Below are 19,251 nucleotides of genomic sequence, written 5' to 3' on the forward strand. Positions count from 1 at the left end.
ATACTTGCCGCCCGCTCGCATGAGCGGATCTTTGCAAGCGACGTCGGGGCATAGCGCAGCCTGGTAGCGCATCTGCCTGGGGGGCAGAGGGTCGTCGGTTCAAATCCGGCTGTCCCGACCATCTTGCGAAACGCAGTACCGAGACCCTGGCGAACGCCGGGGTTTTTCGTTTCCGGCGCCTGGGTTTTTGGGTGGCGGGGCTTTCAGGCTCGATGCTTTCCGCTCAGCCGCTCAGCCGCTCAGCCGCTCAGCAGTTCTGCAGGGTTCCGGCTGCCGAGCCCGCATCGCAGCCCCTGCGAAGCCCGCGCGCGATCATGGCCGAACCGGCCCGAAGGCCGCGTCCCCGAACCGGCGGGGCCCGATGCCGGCGCTGCGAGGAAGCCGCGATGACCCCGACGCCTTTGGAACGCACCGGCGAATTCGAGCGCACCGACAACGGCTGGGTGCTCAAGTTCTGGACCCGCGAAGACGCCGGCCTGCGTCTGCGCCATGAGGTGTTCGACGACACGCCGGCGTTGCTGCGGCGGATCTACGAGGTGTTCGGGCGGGGCGCGCCGGGGGCGGCCGGCTGAGCCGGGAGGGCTTGCGGCGGCTGAGCGGAAAGCATCGGGCCTGAAGGCCCTCCCACGACAGGCTCTGGTGGGAGGGCCTTCAGGCCCGACGCCTTTCGATCCGGTCGCCGAAAACTCAGGGATCTTCGACCGTGTATCCCGCATCGCGCAGCTTGTCGAGCAATCCGCCGCTCTCCAGCAGATCCGCCACAGGCAGCGAGGCGAAGGTGCTGTTGTTCTTGGCGATCGCCTCCTGTGCGCGTTCGAGCCAGTTCGCGGTCACGCGCTGGCGCAGGTCGCCGAGGTTCAGGCGCCGGGCCACGCCGGTCGCGGCCAGCGCTTCCAGGCAGGTGCGGTACTGGTCGCCCTGCGGCAGCGTGCGCAGGGTGGCGATGTCGCCGACCGCCCAGGCGTTGCCGCGCGCGCGCATCGCTTCCAGGTCGGTCTCGATGCGCGAGAGCGTCTTGGCGAAGCACTCGCGGTCGTCCATCGCGCTGTCGGCGAATTCCTTGAGCGTGGCCTTGGGGTCGTCGATCTTCAGCGTCACCCGCGCCTCGGTTACCGGCACGCCGTGCTGCTTGGCCGCCTTTTCCACCACCGGCTGGACCACGCCCTTGAGCGACAGCCCGGATTGCTTGATCGCCGCCTCGTAGAGCTCCTGCGCGGCGAAGATCGGCCGCCATTTCTCGACCCCGCCGTCGCGGCCGATGTAGCGCGCCTTGAGCGCGCTCCAGCGCGCGTACAGGTCGGCCGGCACCACGTCCTGCAGGGTCTTTCCGTCCGGGTTCTTGCGCGCCTTCAGCGCGGTGGGAATCAGCATCATGGTGCGGAACATGCCCAGCTCGGTGCCGAGGCTGACCGAGGGCGGGGCGATGACTTCCTGCGAATCGGCGATGGTCGCCTCGACCTGGCGCGACAGCCAGGTCATGTCCTTGGGCAGCGGGCTGACCGTGCCGAGGATCCACAGCACGTGGCCGCCGCGGGTCACCTTCCACAGGCCGGGGCCGGGTTGTTCGCCGGTGACGACCAGGGTGTCGAGGTCGCGGATGTCGCCGGCCGGGGGCGGCGTCGGCGTCTGCGCCGCTGCGGCCGGCAGCAGCGCCAGCAGGGCGAGGGCGGTGAGGGCGCGGCGCATCCTTGGCGTTCTCTGGAAGGTGAGGGAGGGCGACGGTGTCGGGCGAGCGGATCGTAGCCGGTTCGCCGCGCCGGCGGTATGCGCCATCTGTAACACGCCCTGGCGCTTTCGCGGTGCCGGCGCGGCGATTCGGCCCGCGTCGCCATGGTTTGCAAATGAGAACCATTGCCAACTAGACTGCGCAGGCCGGCGCGCCCCAAGGTGGGCGCTCCGGCGCCGTTTCCGGCTCCCCGCACGACCCGGCCCGGCGCTACGCCACCGGCCGCCCCACGACCCGACGCCGCAATGACGCAAAGCTCCGCCACTCCGGCCCTCGCCGCCACGCGCGCCGGCCACGACCCGCGCCCCGCCGCGCCGGCGCGCAAGCCGCGCGCGCCGTTGTCGTGGCGCTACCGCGGCGAAGTCGCGGCGCGCGCGTTCGCGGCGATCGTGCTCGGCTACCTGTTCGCCTACGCGCTGACCGCGGTGCTGAGCCTGACGCTGCCGTTCTCGCGGGTCGACAACGTGATCGCGGCGAGCCTGCTGAGCTTTTTCGTCTGGTGCGCGGTGGCGATGTACGCCTTCGCTACGCGCAGCGCCTGGCGCGCGTGCTGGGCGCCGGCGCTGGGCGCGACGCTGCTGCTGGGCGTCGCGCGGCTGTGCGGCGCGGCCGCGTTGTTTTCCGCCGCGACGCCGGCGGCCTGAGGCGCCGACACGATGAAAAACACTTTCTCGCAAGCGATGGCGTGGCTGCACACCTGGGCCGGGCTGATGATCGGCTGGCTGCTGTTCGTGATCTTCGTCGGCGGCACCATCGCCTGCTTCGACAAGGAACTCACCCACTGGATGCAGCCGGCGCTGCACGGCCACGAACGCGGCGCCGACAGCGTCGACCTGGACGCGGCGCTGACGCAACTGCAGAAAGTGTCCAAGGAACATCCGCACGCCTACTACATCACCCTGCCGGGCGAGCGCAGCAAGTCGCTGCAGGGCGGCGTCTACTACGACGTCGGCGATCCGGACGAATTCAACCTCGACCCGGCGACCGGCAAGCCGGTGCCCGAGACCGCAGGCGGCGAATTCTTCTTCACCCTGCACTTCAACCTGCATTCGCAGACCTGGGGCATGTACATCGTCGGCCTGGCCGGGATGTTCATGCTGATCGCGATCCTCACCGGCATCGTGATCCACAAGCGCATCTTCAAGGACTTCTTCACCTTCCGCCCGAAGAACGGCGGCCAGCGCGCGTGGCTGGACGGGCACAACCTGACCGGCGTGCTCGGCCTGCCGTTCCACCTGATGATCGCCTACACCGGCGTGGCGATCTTCGTCGCCAACTACATGCCGGCCGGGCTGTACTCGGCGTTCAACGGCGACGTCGAGAAGTTCTTCGTCGAGGCCTCCGACAGCTACGAGCGGCCCGAGACCGGCAAGCCGCTGAAGACGATCCACTCGATCGACGCGCTGATCGCCGACGCGCGCGCGCGCCTTGGCCAGCCGGTGACCTGGGTCAGCGTGCACCATCCCGACGACACCAGCGCCACGATCTCCTTCGGCGGCGACCACAGCCGCGACGTCGCCTGGAATTTCAAGCAGGTGTTCTACGACGCCAACGACGGCCGCTTCCTGCACGTCAGCGGGCCGATGGCGGCCGGCTACAAGACCTATACCTTCATCGGCGGCATGCACATGGCGCAGTGGGGCGGCAGCGCGCTGCGCTGGCTGTACTTCGTCATGGGCATCGCCGGCTGCGTGATGATCGCCAGCGGCATGCAGGTGTGGGTCAACAAGCGCGCCAAGAAGATCGCCGAGGCCGGCAGCCTGTCGGGCTACGGCCTGGTGCAGGCGTTGAACCTCGGCGTGGTCGGCGGCCTGCCGCTGGCGAGCGCGGCGATGGTGATCGGCAACCGCCTGATCCCGGCCGACGCGGCCGCACGGGCGAACGCGGAAATCACCGTGTTCTGCGCGGTGTGGATCGCGGCGACCCTGTACGCGGCGATCCCGGCGGTGCACAAGCGCGGCTGGGGCCAGTTCTTCGCCCTCAACGCCGCCGCGTTCGCGCTGGTGCCGCTGGTCAATCTCGCGACCGCGCCGAACAGCCACCTGCTGGCGACCATCGCGCGCGGCGACTGGACGCTGGCGGCGGTGGACTTGACCGCGCTGGCATTGGCGCTGGGCTTCGCGCTGCTGGCGCGGCGCAGCTTCGTCAAGGCGCGGCAGCCGGCGCCCGAACGCAAGCCGCGGCGCGAACGCGCGGGCGGCGAGCCCGCCGGCGGCAATCCTGCATTGGCCGATCGCTGAGGAGCGTGCATCGATGCTTTGGTTGGGACTGTGTCTGGGCGTGGCGGCGTGGTGCCTGCTGAGCCTGGGGTTGGAAAAGCATCATCAGCAGGTGTTCGCCGGCGCGTTCCGCCCGGCGCGCGCGCGGCTCCTGCGCGGCGCCGGCTGGGCGCTGCTGGCGCTGGATTTCGCCCTGTTCGTCTACGGCTGGGGCTGGGCGCAGGGGCCGATCTTCTGGACCGCGGCGCTGATCGTGTCGGCGCTGGCGTGGACCTTGGCGATGACGATGGCGCCGAAGGCGAGTACCAAGATCGCCGCCGCGGCGGTGCTGAGCGCGTTCGTGGCGATGCCGTTCTGGATCGGCTGAGCGCGGCGACGGCTCCTGTGGGAGGGACTTCAGTCCCGATGCTTTTCGCTCCGATAGCGCGGCCGTTCGGCCACCCGGTCGGAAAGCGTCGGGGCTGAAGCCCCTCCCACAAAAGCGTTCCGCCGAAACCGAAACGCCCGGCGCGGAGCCGGGCGTTTTGCGTTGCGCACTGCGCTCAGCCCGCCGCCGACTGCGGCGCCGGCTGCGCCGCCAGCTGCGGCCAGCGCTTGATCAGGCTGGCGCGGATCGAGGCCGCGTCCAGCCCGGCCTCGGCCAGCAGCTGCTCGCGGCTGGCGTGGTGCTGGAACTCGTCCGGCAGGCCCAGGTGCAGCATCGGCAGCACGATGCCCTCGGCCGCCAGCAACTCGGCCACGCCGCTGCCGGCGCCGCCGGCGACGACGTTGTCTTCCATCGTCGCGAAACCTTCGTGGCTCTGCGCCAGCTCCAGGATCAGCGCGCGGTCCAGCGGCTTGACGAAGCGCATGTTGACCAGGGTCAGGCCCAGTTCGGCGGCGACCTGTTCGGCCGCCGGCACGATCGCGCCGAACGCGAGCAGGGCGATGCGCTTGCCGCTGCGGCGCAGTTCGGCCTTGCCGATCGGCAGGGTGTCCAGGCCCGGCTGGATCGCCGCGCCGGGGCCGGTGCCGCGCGGATAGCGCACCGCGGCCGGGCCGCGGTACTGGAAGCCGGTGGACAGCATCTTGCGGCACTCGTCCTCGTCGGCCGGCGCCATCACCACCATGTTCGGCACGCAACGCAGGTAGGACAGGTCGAGGTTGCCGGCGTGGGTGGCGCCGTCGGGGCCGACCACGCCGCCGCGGTCGATCGCGAACAGCACGTCGAGGTCCTGGATCGCCACGTCGTGCACGAGCTGGTCGTAGCCGCGCTGCAGGAAGGTCGAGTAGATCGCCACCACGGGTTTGGCGCCTTCGATCGCCATGCCCGCGGCCAGGGTCACCGCGTGCTGCTCGGCGATGGCGACGTCGAAGTAGCGCTGCGGGTATTCCTTGCTGTAGCGCACCAGGCCCGAGCCTTCGCGCATCGCCGGGGTGATGCCCATCAGGCGTTCGTCGGCCGCGGCCATGTCGCACAGCCAGTCGCTGAAGACGTCGGTGTAGGTCGGCTTCTTCGCGCCGGGCTTGCTGACCAGGCCCTTCTCGGGATCGAACGGGCCGACCGCGTGGTAGCCGATCTGGTCGCCCTCGGCGAGCTCGTAGCCCTTGCCCTTGGTGGTGATGATGTGCAGCAGCTGCGGACCCTTGAGGCCCTTGAGCGTCTTCATCGCGCTCAGCAGCGCCGGCAGGTCGTGGCCGTCGATCGGGCCGGTGTAGTGGAAGCCGACTTCCTCGAAGAAGGTCGAGGGCACGAACATGCCCTTCCAGTGCTCTTCCCAGCGGCGCACGAACTTGGCCGCGGGCTTCTTGCGCTTGTCGCCGAGCAGTTTCTTGCCGCCCTCGCGGATCGCGTTGAGGGTGCGGCTGCTGGTGAGCTGGCCGAGCATCTTGGTGACGCCGCCGACGTTCTCGGAGATCGACATCTGGTTGTCGTTGAGGATCACCAGCAGGTTCGGCTCGGGATCGCTCATGCCGCCGGCGTGGGCCAGCGCTTCGAACGCCATGCCGGCGGTCATCGCGCCGTCGCCGATCACCGCCACCACCTTGCGTTCGTCGCCGCGGCGCTGCAGCGCCACCGCCATGCCCAGCGCGGCAGAGATCGAGGTCGAGCTGTGGCCGACGCCGAGGGTGTCGTACTCGGATTCGTCGCGCTTGGGGAACGGCGCGACGCCGTCCTTCTGCTTGACCGTGTGGATGCTGTCGCGGCGGCCGGTGAGGATCTTGTGCGGGTAGCTCTGGTGGCCGACGTCCCAGACCAGGCGGTCGAGCGGGGTGTCATACAACCAGTGCAGGGCGACGGTAAGCTCGATCACGCCGAGCCCGGCGCCGAAGTGGCCGCCGACGAGGGCGACCTGCTCGATCAAATAGGCGCGCAGTTCCTCGGCGATCGCCGGCAGTTCCTCTTCAGGAAAGCGGCGCAGGTCGGCGGGGACCTGAATGCGGGAAAGACGCGGGTAGCGCTGCGAATCGATCATTACGACCACGGGCGTTCAGCTGGTCGGGCATTGTCCCGCCGCCGCGTGAGGCGGGCAAGAAGTGTGACGATTCCAGGTTCAGGCTGGTGCCTGCGGACAGATTCCGTCAGGCCCGGGCGCCGGTCCGGTCACACGTGCGTTGAGCGCCGTAGCGCGCCGTTGGCGCGCGTTGGCCGGCGTTTCGCAGGGGCGCCAGCGGCCAGCCCCGCGACGCCCGGACGCAGCCGCTCAGCGGCCGCGCAGGCGCCCGAACAGGCCGCCGGACTTGGCTTGCTCGGCCGGCGGCGGATCGCCCTCGGCCTCGGCGAAGCCGGTGGCGAGGTTGGCATTGATGAAATCGGCGACCTCGGCCTCGCTGACGCCGCTGGCTTCGGCGATCTCTGTCAGGTGCGAAAGGCCTTTCATCATCACCGTGGCGATGCGGAAGTGCTTGGGGTATTCGCGTTCGGTCTGCGGCCACTTGGTCATGCGGTAGCGGCGCGCCGGGTCGTAGCCCGGGGCGAGGCGGCCGCGGCCGGCGAGCAGATTGCCGAACCACACCAGCCGCGCCAGCGGCATCGGCGCGCCCAGTTGCGCGGCGGCGGCGTCCCACTGCGCGGCCGGCAGCAGTTCGAATTCGGAAGCGGCGAACCCGCGCTCGAACAGCGCCGACAGCGGCTTGAGCGCGGCCGGGCCGTGGTAGCGGCGCTGGTCGGCGTCGATCAGCAGGCGCTCCTCGCCGCTGCCCACGCGCAGCAGGCCGCGCAGGCGGCCGGGGACCAGCCAATCGAGCAGGCCGTCGCCGCGCGCGGTGACGCTGGCGGCGGTTGCGGGAACCGATGCGGGTGCCGGCGCGGCGGGAGCGACCAAGCCTGGCGTGGGCGCGGCCGGAGCGGGCGCGGGCGTGACGGGCGTCGTGGGCGCGACGACCGCGGCGGGCGCCGCGATCGGTGCGGCTGGCGCGGGCGGCGCAACCGCTGCGGTCGGCGCGACGGCAGCGACCGGTTCGGCAGGCGCTGCGGCGATGCCCGCCGGCGCGGCCGGTGCCGGTGCGGCCGCGACGACTGGCGTCGCCGCCTTGGCCTGGGCCAGGTCGGTCTGCAGCAGTTCCACCACCACGTCGGGCAGCGCCGCGGTCGGGTCGGTGCGCGGTTGCTGCGGAATCTCGACCGGCTTGGGCGCCGCTGCGGCGGCCGCCGGTTCGCCGTTCTGCCCGGCGATCTCGCCGAGCAGCTCGGCGATGCTGTCGGCGCTGAAGGGATGGCCGAGCAGGAAGTCGGCCTGGGTGCGCTGGGCCGCGGTCAGCGCGATCACCGACTTGCCCGCGGCATGCAGGCGCAGCCAGCTCATCGGTCCGTACATGCTGTCCATGTCGACCACGACGAAGTCGGCCTGTTGTTCCGGCACCAGGCTCCAGCGGCTGCCGAGACGGGTGTTGGCCAACTTGAAAGCCGTCTGCAGCGCAGACTCCGTCGCCGGGTCCATGCCGGTCAGACCGAGGGTCAAAGGCATCGCGAATGTGTCCGTAAGTCGATGGCGACGAGTGTCCGGGACGACCGTAATGTCGTCAACGAGCGCTTTGCGTCGCTTATGCGCGCACACCGGCACATCGGCGGGCGTGTCGGCCGCGATAGTGCGACCGCGTTCACGGCTTCTATCCGAGCCGGCGCGAGTTCTTCGGCAACTGGTTCTTCAAGAACGCCATCTGGTCGGCCAGGATGTTCCTGTTCGACAGGATCAGGTGCTCGACCCAGCTCGGCCGGTACGGCACCGCCAGCAGCGGCATGCCGGCCTGCTGCGGGGTGCGGTTGCCCTTGCGCGAATTGCAGCCGAAGCAGGCCGCGACCACGTTCTCCCAGATGTCCCGGCCGCCCTTGGACACCGGCACGACGTGGTCGCGGGTCAGGTGCGGGCGGTGGAAATCGTGGCCGCAGTACATGCACAGGTGGCCATCGCGCGCGAACAGCGCGGCGTTGGTCAGCGCCGGGGTCGGGTCGAGCGCGCCGGGACGCGCATGGCCGCGCGCGGCGACGATCGGGTGCAGTTCGAGCACGCTGCGCTCGCCGGTGAAGCGGTTGATGCCGCCGTGCACCTGCAGGCAGGGATCGCCGAGGGTCCAGGCGACCGCGCCGCGCGCGTACAGGCAGGCGGCGTCCTGCCAGTTCATCCAGTCGAGCACGCGCCCGTGCGCATCGAGCGACAGCAGCCGCACCGAGTTCAGGCGTTCCAGGGGATTGCGCGGCACTGCGCGCGGACCGGTCCAGGGCGAGTAGGGCTCGCCGACACCGGAGACTTCCGGCTCACGCTGAAGCATTTCAGCGTGGGTTCCGGTGCGGACCAGGCGGATCTTCGCTCTATCGGTCTCCATCGGAGAGTGAGCTTATACCCTGTCGGTTACATTTTGTGTAGACGCGGTGCGCCGGCGGTCGGTGTTCGAACGGTCCGGCGAGCCTGGCGGCGGCTCGCGCCGAGCCCGGATGCGAGCCCGGATGCGGGCCCGGCCGCGAACGGCCCGATCAGCTCGACGCGCTGAGATAGACGGTGTAGCGGTCGGGCCGCGAGACATCGACGTCGAGTTCGTACATCCAGTGCGCGATCCGGCTTTCGCAGCGGCGATGGGCGCGGTCCGGGCGCGGCGCGTACCAGGCCGGATCGCCTCGCTCGGCCGCGCGCGCGCCGTGGCCGACGTCGCCGAGCCGGCAGTGCAGCGCCACCACCAGCGCCGGCAGTTGCGCCGGCGGCAGGTCGAAGCGGTAGTACGCGGTCATCGTGCGCAGTTGGTCGTCGATGTGTTCGCGCACGTCGGTGGCGGCGGCGGGAATCGCGATGCCGCCGGGGAACTCGGTCGGCGGCGGCGCTTGCGAACAGGCGGCGAGGATCAGCGCCGCGATCGCCGCCGCGGCGAGGCCGCGAAGCCGCAGGACCGCCGGCCTCGCGCGCCCGCCGCGCGCGATCACGCGTCGAAGCCTTCCGCCGCCAGCGCCATCAGCGGCGCGGTGCCGCTGTCGATCGCGGCCTTGTGCGCCTGGGTGCGCGGCAGCAGGCGGGCGAAGTAGAAACGCGCGGTCTCGCGCTTGCCGTCCTTGAACGCCTGGCTCTGGCCCGAAGCCTCGGCCGCGGCGACGCTGCGCGCCCACCAATAGGCCAGGCAGACGTAGCCGGAATAGAACAGGTAATCGTACGAAGCCGCGCCGACCTCGTCGGCGTCCGCGGCGGCGCGCTTGCCCACGCTCATGGTCAGCTGCAGCCATTCGCCGGCGGCCTTGCGCAACGGCGCGACGAATTCGGCGACCGCCGCGTTGTTCTCGTTCTGCGCGCAGAAGGCCTCGATCTTGGCCAGCATCGCCTGCAGGCCCGCGCCCTGCAGCTGCATGACCTTGCGGCCGAGCAGGTCGAGCGCCTGGATGCCGGTGGTGCCTTCGTACAAGGTGGTGATGCGCGCGTCGCGGGCGAGCTGCTCCATGCCGTGTTCGGCGATGTAGCCGTGGCCGCCGAAGCACTGCAGCGCGTGATAGGTGCACTCCACGCCCCACTCGGTGAGGCAGGCCTTGACGATCGGGGTCATGAAGCCGATCAGCGCGTCGGCTTGCGCGCGTTCGGCCTCGTCCGGCGAGGCGTGGGCGATGTCGACCAGCAGCGCGGCGTCGTAGCCCATCGCGCGGCCGCCCTCGACCAGCGCCTTGCAGGTCAGCAGCATGCGCCGCACGTCGGGGTGGACGATGATCGGGTCGGCCGGCAGCTCGGGGAACTTCGGGCCCGACAGCGAGCGCATCTGCAAACGGTCGCGCGAATAGCGCAGCGCGTTCTGCAAGGCGCGGTCGGACAGGCCGAGGCCTTGCAGACCCACGGCGAGGCGAGCGGTGTTCATCATCGTAAACATCGCCATCAGGCCCTTGTTCGGCTGGCCGATCAGGTAGCCCTGGGCGCCGTCGAAGTTCATCACGCACGTGGCCGAGCCGTGGATGCCCATCTTGTGTTCGAGGCTGCCGCAGCGCACCGCGTTGGCTTCGCCGACGCTGCCGTCGCGCGCGACTTTCACCTTCGGCACGATGAACAGCGAAATGCCCTTGCTGCCGGCCGGCGCGTCCGGCAGGCGCGCGAGCACCAGGTGGATGATGTTGTCGGTGAGGTCGTGCTCGCCGGCGGTGATGAAGATCTTGGTGCCGCTGATCGAGTACGAGCCGTCGGCCTGCGGTTCGGCCTTGGTCTTGAGCAGGCCCAGGTCGGTGCCGCAATGCGGTTCGGTGAGGCACATGGTGCCGGTCCAGCGGCCTTCCACCAGCGGCTTGAGGAACACTTCCTGCTGCCATTCCTCGCCGTGGTGCAGCAGCGCTTCGGTGGCGCCGTGCGAGAGCAGCGGGAAGTTGCCCCAGGCCAGGTTGGCCGCGTCGATCATTTCCTTCAGCGGCACGCCGGCCGCGTGCGGCATGCCCTGGCCGCCGAACCGGGTTTCGGCGGTGAGGCCGGACCAACCGCCGTCGACGAACTGGTCGTAGGCCTGCTTGAAGCCCGGCGGCGTGGTCACCGCGCCGGTGGCCTTGTCGTGCTTGCAGCCGATCTGATCGCCCACGGCGTTGAGCGGGGCGAGCACGGTTTCGTTGAAGCGCGCGCCTTCTTCCAGCACCGCGTCGAGCACGTCGCGGGTGGCGTCGGCGTAACCCAGGCGCTGGAACTGCGCTTCGGCGCCGAGCACGTCGAACAGGACGAAACGCATGTCGGTCAGGGGGGCTTTGTAGGTGCTCATGGGCTCGGTTCGCAGAGGGGAAAGGGAGTGGGGGCGACGGCGCGCAGGCGGGCGGGGAGCGCGGCGCGGACGGCATCGACCGATGCCGTGGCGCCGAGTCCCCGCTCCGGCGTTACCGCATCACGCCGGGCAAGCCCGGCGCCGGGCTCAGCGCGCTGCTGCGCTCGATCTGGAAGGTGCGTTGCTTGGCTTCGCTGGGGGTGGCGGCGATGTCGCCCGCGAGGCTGTAGTTGACGCTGCGGCCGCCGGCCAGCGCGTCGGCGATGGCGATGCGGGCGCCGCCGGCGGGCTTCAGCGCGAGGGTGACCACGTCGGCCGATTCCGGGCCGATCGACAGCGCCGGCTGGGCCTGCAGCTGGCCGGCGTTTTCCTCGCCGAGCTTGAGCTGCAGGTCGAGGCGGTCGAACTGCATCGGGATGCTGCTGAAGTTCTCGATCCGCAGGTCCACCGACCAGCTGCCGTCGGCCTTGACCGTGAGCTGCTGGATGCGCGCGGCCGGCTCGGACACGCGCCGCACCGGCCCGGTCTTGCAGCCCGCCAGCAGCGCCAGCAGCAGCGCCAGACCGATTACCCGCACCCAGACCGCTGCCTTCATGCCGCCGCTCCGTTAAAACGCTCGTTGGGATGCCGAGGATACTACGGCGAATGGTGGGGCGGTCGCGACCCCGGGGCGGGCGGCCCGGTGGCGGCGGGGAGGGCGGTCGGCGCGGCGGGACGTGGTATCGGCGCGCGAGGCGAGCGTCGTAGGTGGATTGGCGCGGTCGCGGCTCGCGCCGCTCCTACAGTCGCAAACGAACCGGCCGCAGCCCCTGTAGGAGCGGCGCGAGCCGCGACCGCGACAATTCAACCGCGCCGCAGGCCGGACACCCGTCGTCTCAATCCACCAACCCCTTGCGCGAGGCGTAGCGCACCAACTCCGCGCTGTTGCGCACGCCGAGCTTGTCGAGCACGCGGGCGCGGTGGTTCTCGGCGGTCTTGACGCTGATCGCCAGGCGCCGGGCGATCTCCTTGGTGGTCAGGGCGTCGGCGATCAGGTGGAAGACTTCGCGTTCGCGCGCGGTCAGGCGGCCGTAGGGATCGCCGAGGTCGCGGCCGGGGTGGCGCAGTTGCTCGGCCAGGGCGCGCGCGGCCTGCGGGCCGAAGTAACCGCGGCCGGCGTGGACTTCGCGCACCGCCGCCAGCAGTTCCGCCGCCGGGCTGTCCTTGACCACGTAGCCGGAGGCGCCGGCGCGCACCGCCTGCAGGATGTATTCGTCCTCCTGGTGCATGGTCAGCACCAGCACGCGCGGCGCGCGCGCCAGCTCGCGCAGGCGGCGGACCACTTCCAGGCCGTTGAGGCCCGGCATCGACAGGTCGGTGACGACCACGTCCGGTTGCAGTTCCTGCGCGCGCTGCAGCGTCTGCACGCCGTCGGCGGCCTGCGCCACCACGTCGATGCCGGCGCCGCGCAACAGGCCGGCCAGGCTCTCGCGAACCATGGTGTGGTCGTCGGCGATGAGCACGCGCACGCTGGGCTCGGACATGGCCGCAGCGTGCGCAGGGCGGCGCGGGGCGTCAAGCCGGGTGTCGGCGCGGACGCGCAGAGCGTGCCTGTGGGTGTAGTCGGCTGCAGGCGTACTGCGTTACGGGGCGGTGCGGACGGCCCGCCGCAGCGAGCGGGCGACGACGGTGCGCGCAGCGGTATCAGGCGTAGTCGAGCGGCAGGCGCGCGCTCAGGCGCAGGCCCGCGCCGGGCGCGCTGGCGATTTCCAGGCGGCCGCCGTACAGGCGCAGGCGCTCGCGCATGCCGCCCAGGCCGTTGCCGCCGCTGGCCAGGGCCGCGACCGGATCGCAGCCGCGGCCGTCGTCGCGCACGTCCAGGTGCAGCTCGTCGCCGCGGCAGTGCAGGCCGATCCGCACCCGCCGCGCCTGGGCGTGGCGCGCGGCGTTGGCCAGCGCTTCCTGGGCGGTGCGGAACAGCACGGTCTGCAGTTCGCCGTCGAGTTCGGGCAGCGCGCCCAGTTCCAGTTCGACCCGCGCGCCGTCGCGGCCGTCGTGGCTGCGCGCGAGCCAGCGCAGCGCCGCTTCCAGGCCGAGGTCGTCGAGGATGGGCGGGCGCAGCAGGCGCGAGAGTTCGCGGGTGTCTTCCAGAGTGTCGGCGCACAGCGCCAGGGCCTGGGCCAGCCCTTCGCGCAGCACGGTCTGTTGCGGTTCCAGCGCGGACTGGATGTCGTGCAGGCGCAGCTTGAGCGCGGTGAGGTTCTGGCCGACGCCGTCGTGCAGGTCGCGGGCGATGCGGCGGCGTTCGTCTTCCTGCACCCGCCACACCGCGCGGCCGAGGCGGCGGAACTCGCGTTCGTTGCGCTGCAGCTGTTGCAGCAGTTCCTGGTAGAGCGTGCGCAGCTCGGAGGGATCGCTCATCGCGCGGGCTCGCGGCGCGCGCCGGCTTCGGTGGCGTTGCCGGCCTGGGCGCGGGCGGGGTCGTAGCCGGCGCGCAGGGACGGCGGCAGTTGCTCGCGCAAGCGCTGCCGCTCGGCCAGCGCGCGCGCGTCGCTGGCGGCCGGATCGAGGCTGCGCGCGCGCTGCGCCTGCGCGGCCAGCGCGTGCAGCGCCGCCGCGTCGAGACGATCGCCGCGGCGCAGCAGCGGCTGCGCGTCGCGATACGCGCGCAGCGCCGCGTCGGCGTCGCCGGCGGCCAGCGCCAGGCGCATGCGCGCGCCGGCGGCCTGCAGGCGCAGGCCGGCGTGGCCGAGCGCGTCGATGTCGCGTTGCAGCGCCGGTTCGAAGCGGCCGTCGGCCTCGGCGGCCTGCAGCGCGACCTGCAACCGCAGCAGGCGCACGCCGGAGCGCCCGGCCTCGTGGCGGGCCTGGGCCAGCGCGGCGCGCTCGCCGTTGCGGTCGCCGCCGGCGCGGTCGAGCTGCGCGCGCAGCAGGCCGGCGATGCCGCGTTGTTCGGACGACGCCTGGGCCAGTTGCGGCGCCAGCGCATCGAGGGTCGCGCGCGCCTGCGCGCCGGCGTGCGCGGCGGCCAGCGCCTGCGCGCGCAGCAGCCCGACATCGGCCTGTCCGCGCGCGTCTTCGCGCTGGGCGAACAGGGCCTGCGCGGCATCGAGTTGCGCCAGCGCCGGGCCGATCCGGCCCTGCATCAGTTCCAGTTCGCCGAGGTTGCGCCGCGCCACCGCGGCTTCTTCCATCATCTGCGCGGCCAGCGCCGCGTCGAGCGAGGACTGCAGCAGTTCGCGCGCCTGCGGCCACTGCCCGCGCGCGGCGGCGAGCAGGCCGAGGTTCTGCGCGGTGCGCACCCGGCCGGTCTCGTCGCCGAGCTTGGCGTAGGCCTCGCGCGACTGCACCAGGTAAGCCTGGGCGTCGTCGTAGGCGCCGAGCTGGTAATGGGCGAAGCCGATGTCGTTGAGCGCCTGGGCGGTGCCGGCGGCGTCGCCGGCCTGCTGCCAGGCCGCCAGCGCGCGCCGGAACGCGGCCAGCGCGGCGGGGTAGTCGCCGCGTTCCTCGGCGAGCAGGCCGAGTTCGTTCTCGACCGCGGCCAGGCCGTGGCGGTCGTCGAGCGCGGCGTAGAGTCCGCGCGCGTCGCCGAGGCTGCGCGCGGCTTCGTCGAAGCGGCCGGTCAGCGCCAGCACGTTGCCGAGGTTGCGCAGGCTGGTCGCCAGCCCGCGCCGGTTGCCGACCGCGCGGCGCAGTTCGACTGCGCTGCGGTACTGGGCCAGGGCGTGGTCGTTCTGGCCCAGGCGGGCGTAGCCGATGCCGAGCGCGTTCTGGGTCTCGGCCTCGCCGTAGCGGTTGCCGCCGCGCTTGTACTGGACCAGCGCGCGCACCAGGTAATCGTCGACGGCCGGCTGCGCCTGGCCGTGCAGGATCGAGAACTTGCCCAATTCGAACCAGGCGCGCGGGTCGTCGGGGTCGCGCGCGGCCAGCGCGCGCAGTTGCGCGATCGCCGCGGGCGCGTCGCCGCCGGCGCCGAGCGCGCGCGCCAGCGCCAGTTGCGCGTAGGTGTCGTCGCCGGCGGTTTGGGCGCGCTCGCGCCAGTAGGCCGCGGCGGCCGCGGCGTCGCCGTCGAGGATCGCGCGTTCGGCGGCGAAGCGGCGGCGAAATGCGGCGCCGTCCGCTGTGGCGTCGTTCGCGGCGGCGTCCTTGGCGGTGCCGTCCGTCACGGCGTTTTCGGCCGCTGTCGCGCTCGCCGCGCGTTCGCCGCTTTCGAACGCGGCATAGGCGCCGTCGGCGTCGCCGGCGGCGTTGCGCGCTTCGCCCAGCGCCAGCCAGCCGGCGGCGAAGCCGGGCGCGGTCGCGGTGGCGCGTTCCAGCGCGGCGACAGCGGCGGCGAGGTCGCCGTCGTCGCGGGCGATGAGGCCGGCGCCGTAGCTTTCCAGCGCGGCGGGCGGTTCGGGTGCGCTGGCGGCCGACGTTCGGTGCGAGGGCGCGGGCGACGTCGCGGCGGAAGCGGGCGCGACAGCGAGCGCGTCGCGCAGCGGCGCGGCGTCCAGCAGCGCGTCCAGCGCCTGCGTCGGCGTCGCGCCTTGCGCGGCGAACTCTTGCGCGGGACCGGCGCCGGCCTGCAGCCGTGCGCGCAGGCGCCACTGCGCGCCTTCGCGCGCCAGCGCGAAACCGAGCGTGCGCTCGGCGCGGGCCAGCCGCGCCGCTTGCTGCGCGGCCGGCGGCGCGGCGCCGCTGGGATCGAGCTGGCGCAGCGCCTGCTGGCTGCGCTCGTCGTCGACCACCGTCACGCCGCGCGCCGCCAGCGCCTGGCGCAGGGCGGCGGCGAGCGCGCGTTGGTAGCGGCGTTCGGTGTCGTCGCCGGCGGCTTGCAGCGGCGCGACCAGCAGCCGCTGCAGCGGTGCGGCGGCCGGCGTCGTCGCCTGGGCCGAAACCGCGACCGGCGCGGGCCGCAGCCACCACGCGCCGGCGGCGGCCGCGGCGAGCGTCGCGGCGACGCCCAGGCCGATCCAGGCGCGTCGCCGCGGGCGCCAGTCGCGCGGCACGTGGCGGCGGTCGATCGCCGCGATCACCGCTGCGGCGTCGGGCAAACGATGCGCCGGCTGCGGGCGCAGCAGGCGGTCGGTCAGCCGCACCAGCCAGGCCGGCGCGTCCGCGCGCAGCCGGCTCACCGGCGGCGGCGTGCGCAGCATGCGCTGCGCCAGCACTTCGCTGGCGGTGCCGCCGGCGAACGGCATCTGCGCGCTGAGCATTTCGTGCAGGATCAGGCCCAGCGCGTACAGGTCGCTGCGCGCGTCGGCGCCTTCGCCGCGCGCTTGTTCGGGCGAAAGGTAATCGGGCGTGCCGACGATCGCGCCGGTCTGGGTCAGGCCGCTGCCGGCCAGCGAGCGGGCCACGCCGAAGTCGGCGATCAGCGCGTCGCCGTTGCGGTCGAGCAGCACGTTGGCCGGCTTGAGATCGCGATGGATCACGCCGCGCGCATGCGCCGCGGCCAGGCCCTCGGCGATCTGCCGGGCGATGCGCGCGGCATCGTCGACCGGCAGCGCGCCGTCGCGATCCAGGCGCCGGTCCAGCGCCTCGCCGTCGATCCAGTCCATGCCGATCAGCCACTGGCCTTCGTGGCGGAACAGATCGTGGATGCGCACCACGCGCGGGCTCGACACCTGGCGCGCGGTCAGCAACTCCTGGCGGAAGCGTTCGAACGCGTCGCTACGCGCGGCCAGTTCCGGGCGCAGCAGCTTGAGCGCGACCTGGATGCCCAACGTGGTGTCGAGCGCGCGATAGACCTCGCCCATGCCGCCCAGGCCGAGCATGGCCTCGATCCGGAAGCGTCCGGCCAGCAGGCTGCCGGGCGCGAGGCCGCGGCCCGCGTGCAGGCCGGTCGCGGTGGTGTCGCTCACGAGGATGTGGCCTGCGCGCCCAGCACCCGGGTCCAGCGCAGCGGCGCGGCCGGCGGCTGCAGCGCCTCGAAGGCGCGCTGCGCCAGCAGCCACAGCGCGGCGCTGTCGGCGAAGGCGGCGAGCAGTTCCATGTCGAACTGGCTGATCGCCTCGCCGGCGCCGCGGCGGTCGGCGTAGACCGCGCCCAGGACCCGGCCGGCGTGCAGCAGCGGCAGGCACACCAGGCTTTGCAGGCCGCCGGTGACCACCGAGGAGCGCTGCGCCAGCCACGGGTCGTCGTCGATCCAGTTCACCACCACCGGCTGGCGTTCGCGCAGGCTGCGCTGGACCGCGCCGACGCTGCCGGAAAAGGCGCGCGCGTTGAGGTCCTCGTGCTCCAGCGACAAGCTGGCCTGGACCAGGAAGTCCTCGCCCTGGGCCAGCAGCAGGAAGCCGCGGCTGCAGCCGGCCAGTTCGACCACGCCGCGCAGGATGTCGCCGGGCAGGTCGGCGGCCGCGGCGGCGGCGTCGAAGTCGCCCGCCATCGCGGCCTCGGCCGGCGGCGCCGCGCCGACCTCCAGCCGCCGGGTCCACGCCTGCGACAGCGCGCGGCGCTCGCGCTCGCGCTCCTGCCAGGCCTGGGCCTCGGCCTCGTCGTGCAGCGAGAACTCGCACAGCACATCGCCGAAGCGCAGCCACGCTTCGCTGCGCTCGAGCACCGCCTGGGCGACCTGGATGCCGTCGACGTGCGAACCGTTCTTGCTGCCGCTATCGAGCAGCCGCCAGCCGTCCGCGCCGTGGGTCAGCTCGGCGTGCTGGCGCGAGACGGAGGGGTGGTCGATGCGCAACTCGCACGCGGGATCGCGGCCGATGCGCAAGCGCGAACCGGCGGGGATCCATCGGCTGATGGCTGCGGCTTCGGGCGGGTAAACGATCAGGCGCGCCGGCATGGCCGCATCTTACTTGGAACGCCCGCGCCCGCGTCGATGCCGGCGCGGGGCGGGCGCCGCGGCGCGCTCAGGGACCGTAGTCGCGCAGGTAGGCGACGCTGAAGCGCAGGGTCGCCGCGCCGGCGGCGAGTTCGCCGGCGTCGTTGCGGTGCGTGCGCGTGGCCCGCCATTCGTTGTCGATGTAGGTGCCGGCGCGGGTTTGCGCGCGCGTGCGCACGGCGTCGGCGGCGGCGAGCGCGGCGGCGTAGTCGGGCGTCGCCAGCGCCAGCGCGGTCTCGACGTCGTCGAGCAGGGCGTCGAAGCCGGGCTGCTCGGCCGCCGGCAGCAGGTCGACGCGGTCGCGCAGGCGCTGCAGTTTGGAGGCGATCACCAGCGGGGTCGGGCGCGCGTCGGCGAGGATCAGGAACTGCGAGAAGCCGCCGTAGGTGCCGCGCGCGCGCACGCTGCCGGCGGCGATCTCGTCGGTGACGTCGTAGAACGCGCCGCCCAGCGGCGCCTTGAACAGGCGCAGGCGGGTGCCGGCGGCGTAGGGCAGCCAGTGGGTGTGGATCTCGACCCGGCCGCTGCCCTTGAACTTGAGGCCGCCCGACAGCGGCGGCTGCACCGTCACCAACATCGGCAGGCTGCCCGGCAGGGTGGTGAGGTCGGTGTCGGGCAGGCGCGCGATCAGGTTCGGGTCGTACAGGCTCACGGTCTTGGCCGAGACGCCGAGCGCGGCCGGGCTGAGCCCGCTGGCGTCTTCGAAGTCGAGCAGCAGTTCGCCCACCACCGGGCCGGGCCAGCCGGGCAGGAACGGCAGGCGCACGGTCGCCTCGGCGTGGTTGCCGGTGGCGGCCACGGTCACCGGCAACGGAATCTGGGCCGCGGCGGCGCCGCTGCCGAACAGCAATCCGGCGGCGGCGACCCAGGCGGCCAGTCGCGGCAGGATGCGGCGCGCGGCGCGCGGCGATTCGGTCGCGGCCGCGGCCGGGCCGGTCGGGTTGGACGCGGTAGGGATTGAGCGGGCGGGGATCGAGCCGGCAGTGATCGAGCCGGCAGTGATCGAGCAAGCAGCGAGCGAGCCGGCAAGGAGCGAGCCGGTCGGGATCGAATCGGTATGGCGCATGTCGGTGTCGTCCCCTGTACGTCGCGGATTGGCCTCGCCGGGCCGCGGCGGCCTGGCCGTCGCGACGGTAACCCGGAACCCGTCGGGTCCGCATGAACCGGCCGCCGGCCCGTCGTAGCCGGCGCGAGGCGACGCCGATCCGAGCCTACTGTGCGTCCGGTCGCCGGTCTGTAGGGGTTTTCCCTCATGCGGACTGGGCGGTCTCCCGGATGTCGCCGCGCCCGCGCGCCGGGCCAAGGTGGGCCACCCGGTCGTCGGGGAACGCAGG

16 protein-coding genes, 1 tRNA gene and 2 pseudogenes are annotated in these 19,251 nt (G+C 72.5%); 6 read left to right on the forward strand and 13 right to left on the reverse strand.

Annotated elements, in window-relative coordinates:
* The first annotated feature begins 44 nt into the window (after nt 1–44).
* Nucleotides 45–121, forward strand: a tRNA-Pro gene (locus JHW41_RS08000).
* A 265-nt stretch (nt 122–386) separates the two neighbouring features.
* A complete protein-coding gene (locus JHW41_RS08005) occupies nt 387–572 on the forward strand; it encodes a hypothetical protein (RefSeq protein WP_250449559.1) in 186 nt (61 codons plus the stop codon).
* Nucleotides 573–653: 81 nt separating this feature from the next.
* On the opposite strand, the pseudogene JHW41_RS26610 reads toward JHW41_RS08005, so the two are convergent.
* A pseudogene (locus tag JHW41_RS26610) lies at nt 654–716 on the reverse strand (hypothetical protein); the annotation flags it as partial.
* Entirely contained in the window at nt 688–1,686 is a 999-nt protein-coding gene (locus JHW41_RS08010) for a TraB/GumN family protein (protein WP_057948382.1), read from the reverse strand. The pseudogene JHW41_RS26610 and the gene JHW41_RS08010, both read right to left, overlap by 29 nt.
* A gap of 285 nt (nt 1,687–1,971) precedes the next feature.
* On the opposite strand from JHW41_RS08010, the gene JHW41_RS08015 reads away from it, so the two are divergent.
* From JHW41_RS08015 to JHW41_RS26615, 4 genes and pseudogenes are all read left to right on the forward strand, one after another.
* Entirely contained in the window at nt 1,972–2,370 is a 399-nt protein-coding gene (locus JHW41_RS08015) for a hypothetical protein (RefSeq protein WP_197414742.1), read from the forward strand.
* A 12-nt stretch (nt 2,371–2,382) separates the two neighbouring features.
* A complete protein-coding gene (locus JHW41_RS08020) occupies nt 2,383–3,966 on the forward strand; it encodes a PepSY-associated TM helix domain-containing protein (protein ID WP_250449560.1) in 1,584 nt (527 codons plus the stop codon).
* Between the two features lie 13 nt (nt 3,967–3,979).
* Entirely contained in the window at nt 3,980–4,312 is a 333-nt protein-coding gene (locus tag JHW41_RS08025) for a DUF3325 domain-containing protein (RefSeq protein WP_250449561.1), read from the forward strand.
* A 93-nt stretch (nt 4,313–4,405) separates the two neighbouring features.
* Nucleotides 4,406–4,543: pseudogene (locus JHW41_RS26615) on the forward strand (hypothetical protein); the annotation flags it as partial.
* On the opposite strand, the gene dxs reads toward JHW41_RS26615, so the two are convergent.
* The 11 genes from dxs to JHW41_RS08080 form a co-directional block, all read right to left on the reverse strand.
* Nucleotides 4,488–6,401: a 1-deoxy-D-xylulose-5-phosphate synthase gene (gene dxs, locus JHW41_RS08030; protein ID WP_078996708.1), complete on the reverse strand. Its 1,914-nt coding sequence runs from the start codon at nt 6,399–6,401 to the stop codon at nt 4,488–4,490. The pseudogene JHW41_RS26615 and the gene dxs overlap by 56 nt on opposite strands.
* A gap of 228 nt (nt 6,402–6,629) precedes the next feature.
* Nucleotides 6,630–7,892 carry a hypothetical protein gene (locus tag JHW41_RS08035; RefSeq protein WP_250449562.1) on the reverse strand — a complete coding sequence of 421 codons (1,263 nt, stop codon included), beginning with the start codon at nt 7,890–7,892 and terminating at the stop codon, nt 6,630–6,632.
* A gap of 142 nt (nt 7,893–8,034) precedes the next feature.
* Entirely contained in the window at nt 8,035–8,547 is a 513-nt protein-coding gene (locus JHW41_RS08040; protein WP_394541352.1) for an HNH endonuclease, read from the reverse strand.
* Between the two features lie 349 nt (nt 8,548–8,896).
* Complete coding sequence (locus JHW41_RS08045) at nt 8,897–9,337, reverse strand: hypothetical protein (protein WP_250449563.1); 441 nt, start codon at nt 9,335–9,337, stop codon at nt 8,897–8,899.
* Nucleotides 9,334–11,124 (reverse strand): acyl-CoA dehydrogenase C-terminal domain-containing protein, encoded by a 1,791-nt coding sequence (locus JHW41_RS08050; protein ID WP_250449564.1) that lies wholly within the window; start codon nt 11,122–11,124, stop codon nt 9,334–9,336. The genes JHW41_RS08045 and JHW41_RS08050 overlap by 4 nt, the downstream gene beginning before the upstream one ends.
* Before the next feature lie 112 nt (nt 11,125–11,236).
* Nucleotides 11,237–11,719 carry an LEA type 2 family protein gene (locus tag JHW41_RS08055; RefSeq protein WP_057948375.1) on the reverse strand — a complete coding sequence of 161 codons (483 nt, stop codon included), beginning with the start codon at nt 11,717–11,719 and terminating at the stop codon, nt 11,237–11,239.
* Between the two features lie 280 nt (nt 11,720–11,999).
* Complete coding sequence (locus tag JHW41_RS08060; protein ID WP_250449565.1) at nt 12,000–12,647, reverse strand: response regulator; 648 nt, start codon at nt 12,645–12,647, stop codon at nt 12,000–12,002.
* Nucleotides 12,648–12,807: 160 nt separating this feature from the next.
* On the reverse strand, nt 12,808–13,524 hold the full coding sequence (locus JHW41_RS08065; RefSeq protein ID WP_250449566.1) for a sensor histidine kinase: 717 nt from the start codon (nt 13,522–13,524) through the stop codon (nt 12,808–12,810).
* Complete coding sequence (locus JHW41_RS08070) at nt 13,521–16,949, reverse strand: serine/threonine-protein kinase (RefSeq protein WP_250449567.1); 3,429 nt, start codon at nt 16,947–16,949, stop codon at nt 13,521–13,523. Before JHW41_RS08070 ends, JHW41_RS08065 begins: the two co-directional genes overlap by 4 nt.
* Entirely contained in the window at nt 16,946–17,878 is a 933-nt protein-coding gene (locus tag JHW41_RS08075; protein ID WP_250449568.1) for an FHA domain-containing protein, read from the reverse strand. The genes JHW41_RS08070 and JHW41_RS08075 overlap by 4 nt, the downstream gene beginning before the upstream one ends.
* A 67-nt stretch (nt 17,879–17,945) precedes the next feature.
* Complete coding sequence (locus JHW41_RS08080; RefSeq protein WP_250449569.1) at nt 17,946–18,983, reverse strand: DUF6689 family protein; 1,038 nt, start codon at nt 18,981–18,983, stop codon at nt 17,946–17,948.
* Nucleotides 18,984–19,251 lie beyond the last annotated feature (268 nt).

Source organism: Lysobacter enzymogenes, assembly GCF_023617245.1.
Classification (GTDB): Bacteria; Pseudomonadota; Gammaproteobacteria; order Xanthomonadales; family Xanthomonadaceae; genus Lysobacter; species Lysobacter yananisis.

Coding starts and splice junctions, on each gene's coding strand:
- JHW41_RS08005 (WP_250449559.1), top strand. CDS start 387: ATGACCCCGACGCCTTTGGAACGCACCGGCGAATTCGAGCGCACCGAC.
- JHW41_RS08010 (WP_057948382.1), bottom strand. CDS start 1,686: ATGCGCCGCGCCCTCACCGCCCTCGCCCTGCTGGCGCTGCTGCCGGCC.
- JHW41_RS08015 (WP_197414742.1), top strand. CDS start 1,972: ATGACGCAAAGCTCCGCCACTCCGGCCCTCGCCGCCACGCGCGCCGGC.
- JHW41_RS08020 (WP_250449560.1), top strand. CDS start 2,383: ATGAAAAACACTTTCTCGCAAGCGATGGCGTGGCTGCACACCTGGGCC.
- JHW41_RS08025 (WP_250449561.1), top strand. CDS start 3,980: ATGCTTTGGTTGGGACTGTGTCTGGGCGTGGCGGCGTGGTGCCTGCTG.
- dxs (WP_078996708.1), bottom strand. CDS start 6,401: ATGATCGATTCGCAGCGCTACCCGCGTCTTTCCCGCATTCAGGTCCCC.
- JHW41_RS08035 (WP_250449562.1), bottom strand. CDS start 7,892: ATGCCTTTGACCCTCGGTCTGACCGGCATGGACCCGGCGACGGAGTCT.
- JHW41_RS08040 (WP_394541352.1), bottom strand. CDS start 8,547: ATGAACTGGCAGGACGCCGCCTGCCTGTACGCGCGCGGCGCGGTCGCC.
- JHW41_RS08050 (WP_250449564.1), bottom strand. CDS start 11,124: ATGAGCACCTACAAAGCCCCCCTGACCGACATGCGTTTCGTCCTGTTC.
- JHW41_RS08055 (WP_057948375.1), bottom strand. CDS start 11,719: ATGAAGGCAGCGGTCTGGGTGCGGGTAATCGGTCTGGCGCTGCTGCTG.
- JHW41_RS08060 (WP_250449565.1), bottom strand. CDS start 12,647: ATGTCCGAGCCCAGCGTGCGCGTGCTCATCGCCGACGACCACACCATG.
- JHW41_RS08065 (WP_250449566.1), bottom strand. CDS start 13,524: ATGAGCGATCCCTCCGAGCTGCGCACGCTCTACCAGGAACTGCTGCAA.
- JHW41_RS08075 (WP_250449568.1), bottom strand. CDS start 17,878: ATGCCGGCGCGCCTGATCGTTTACCCGCCCGAAGCCGCAGCCATCAGC.
- JHW41_RS08080 (WP_250449569.1), bottom strand. CDS start 18,983: ATGCGCCATACCGATTCGATCCCGACCGGCTCGCTCCTTGCCGGCTCG.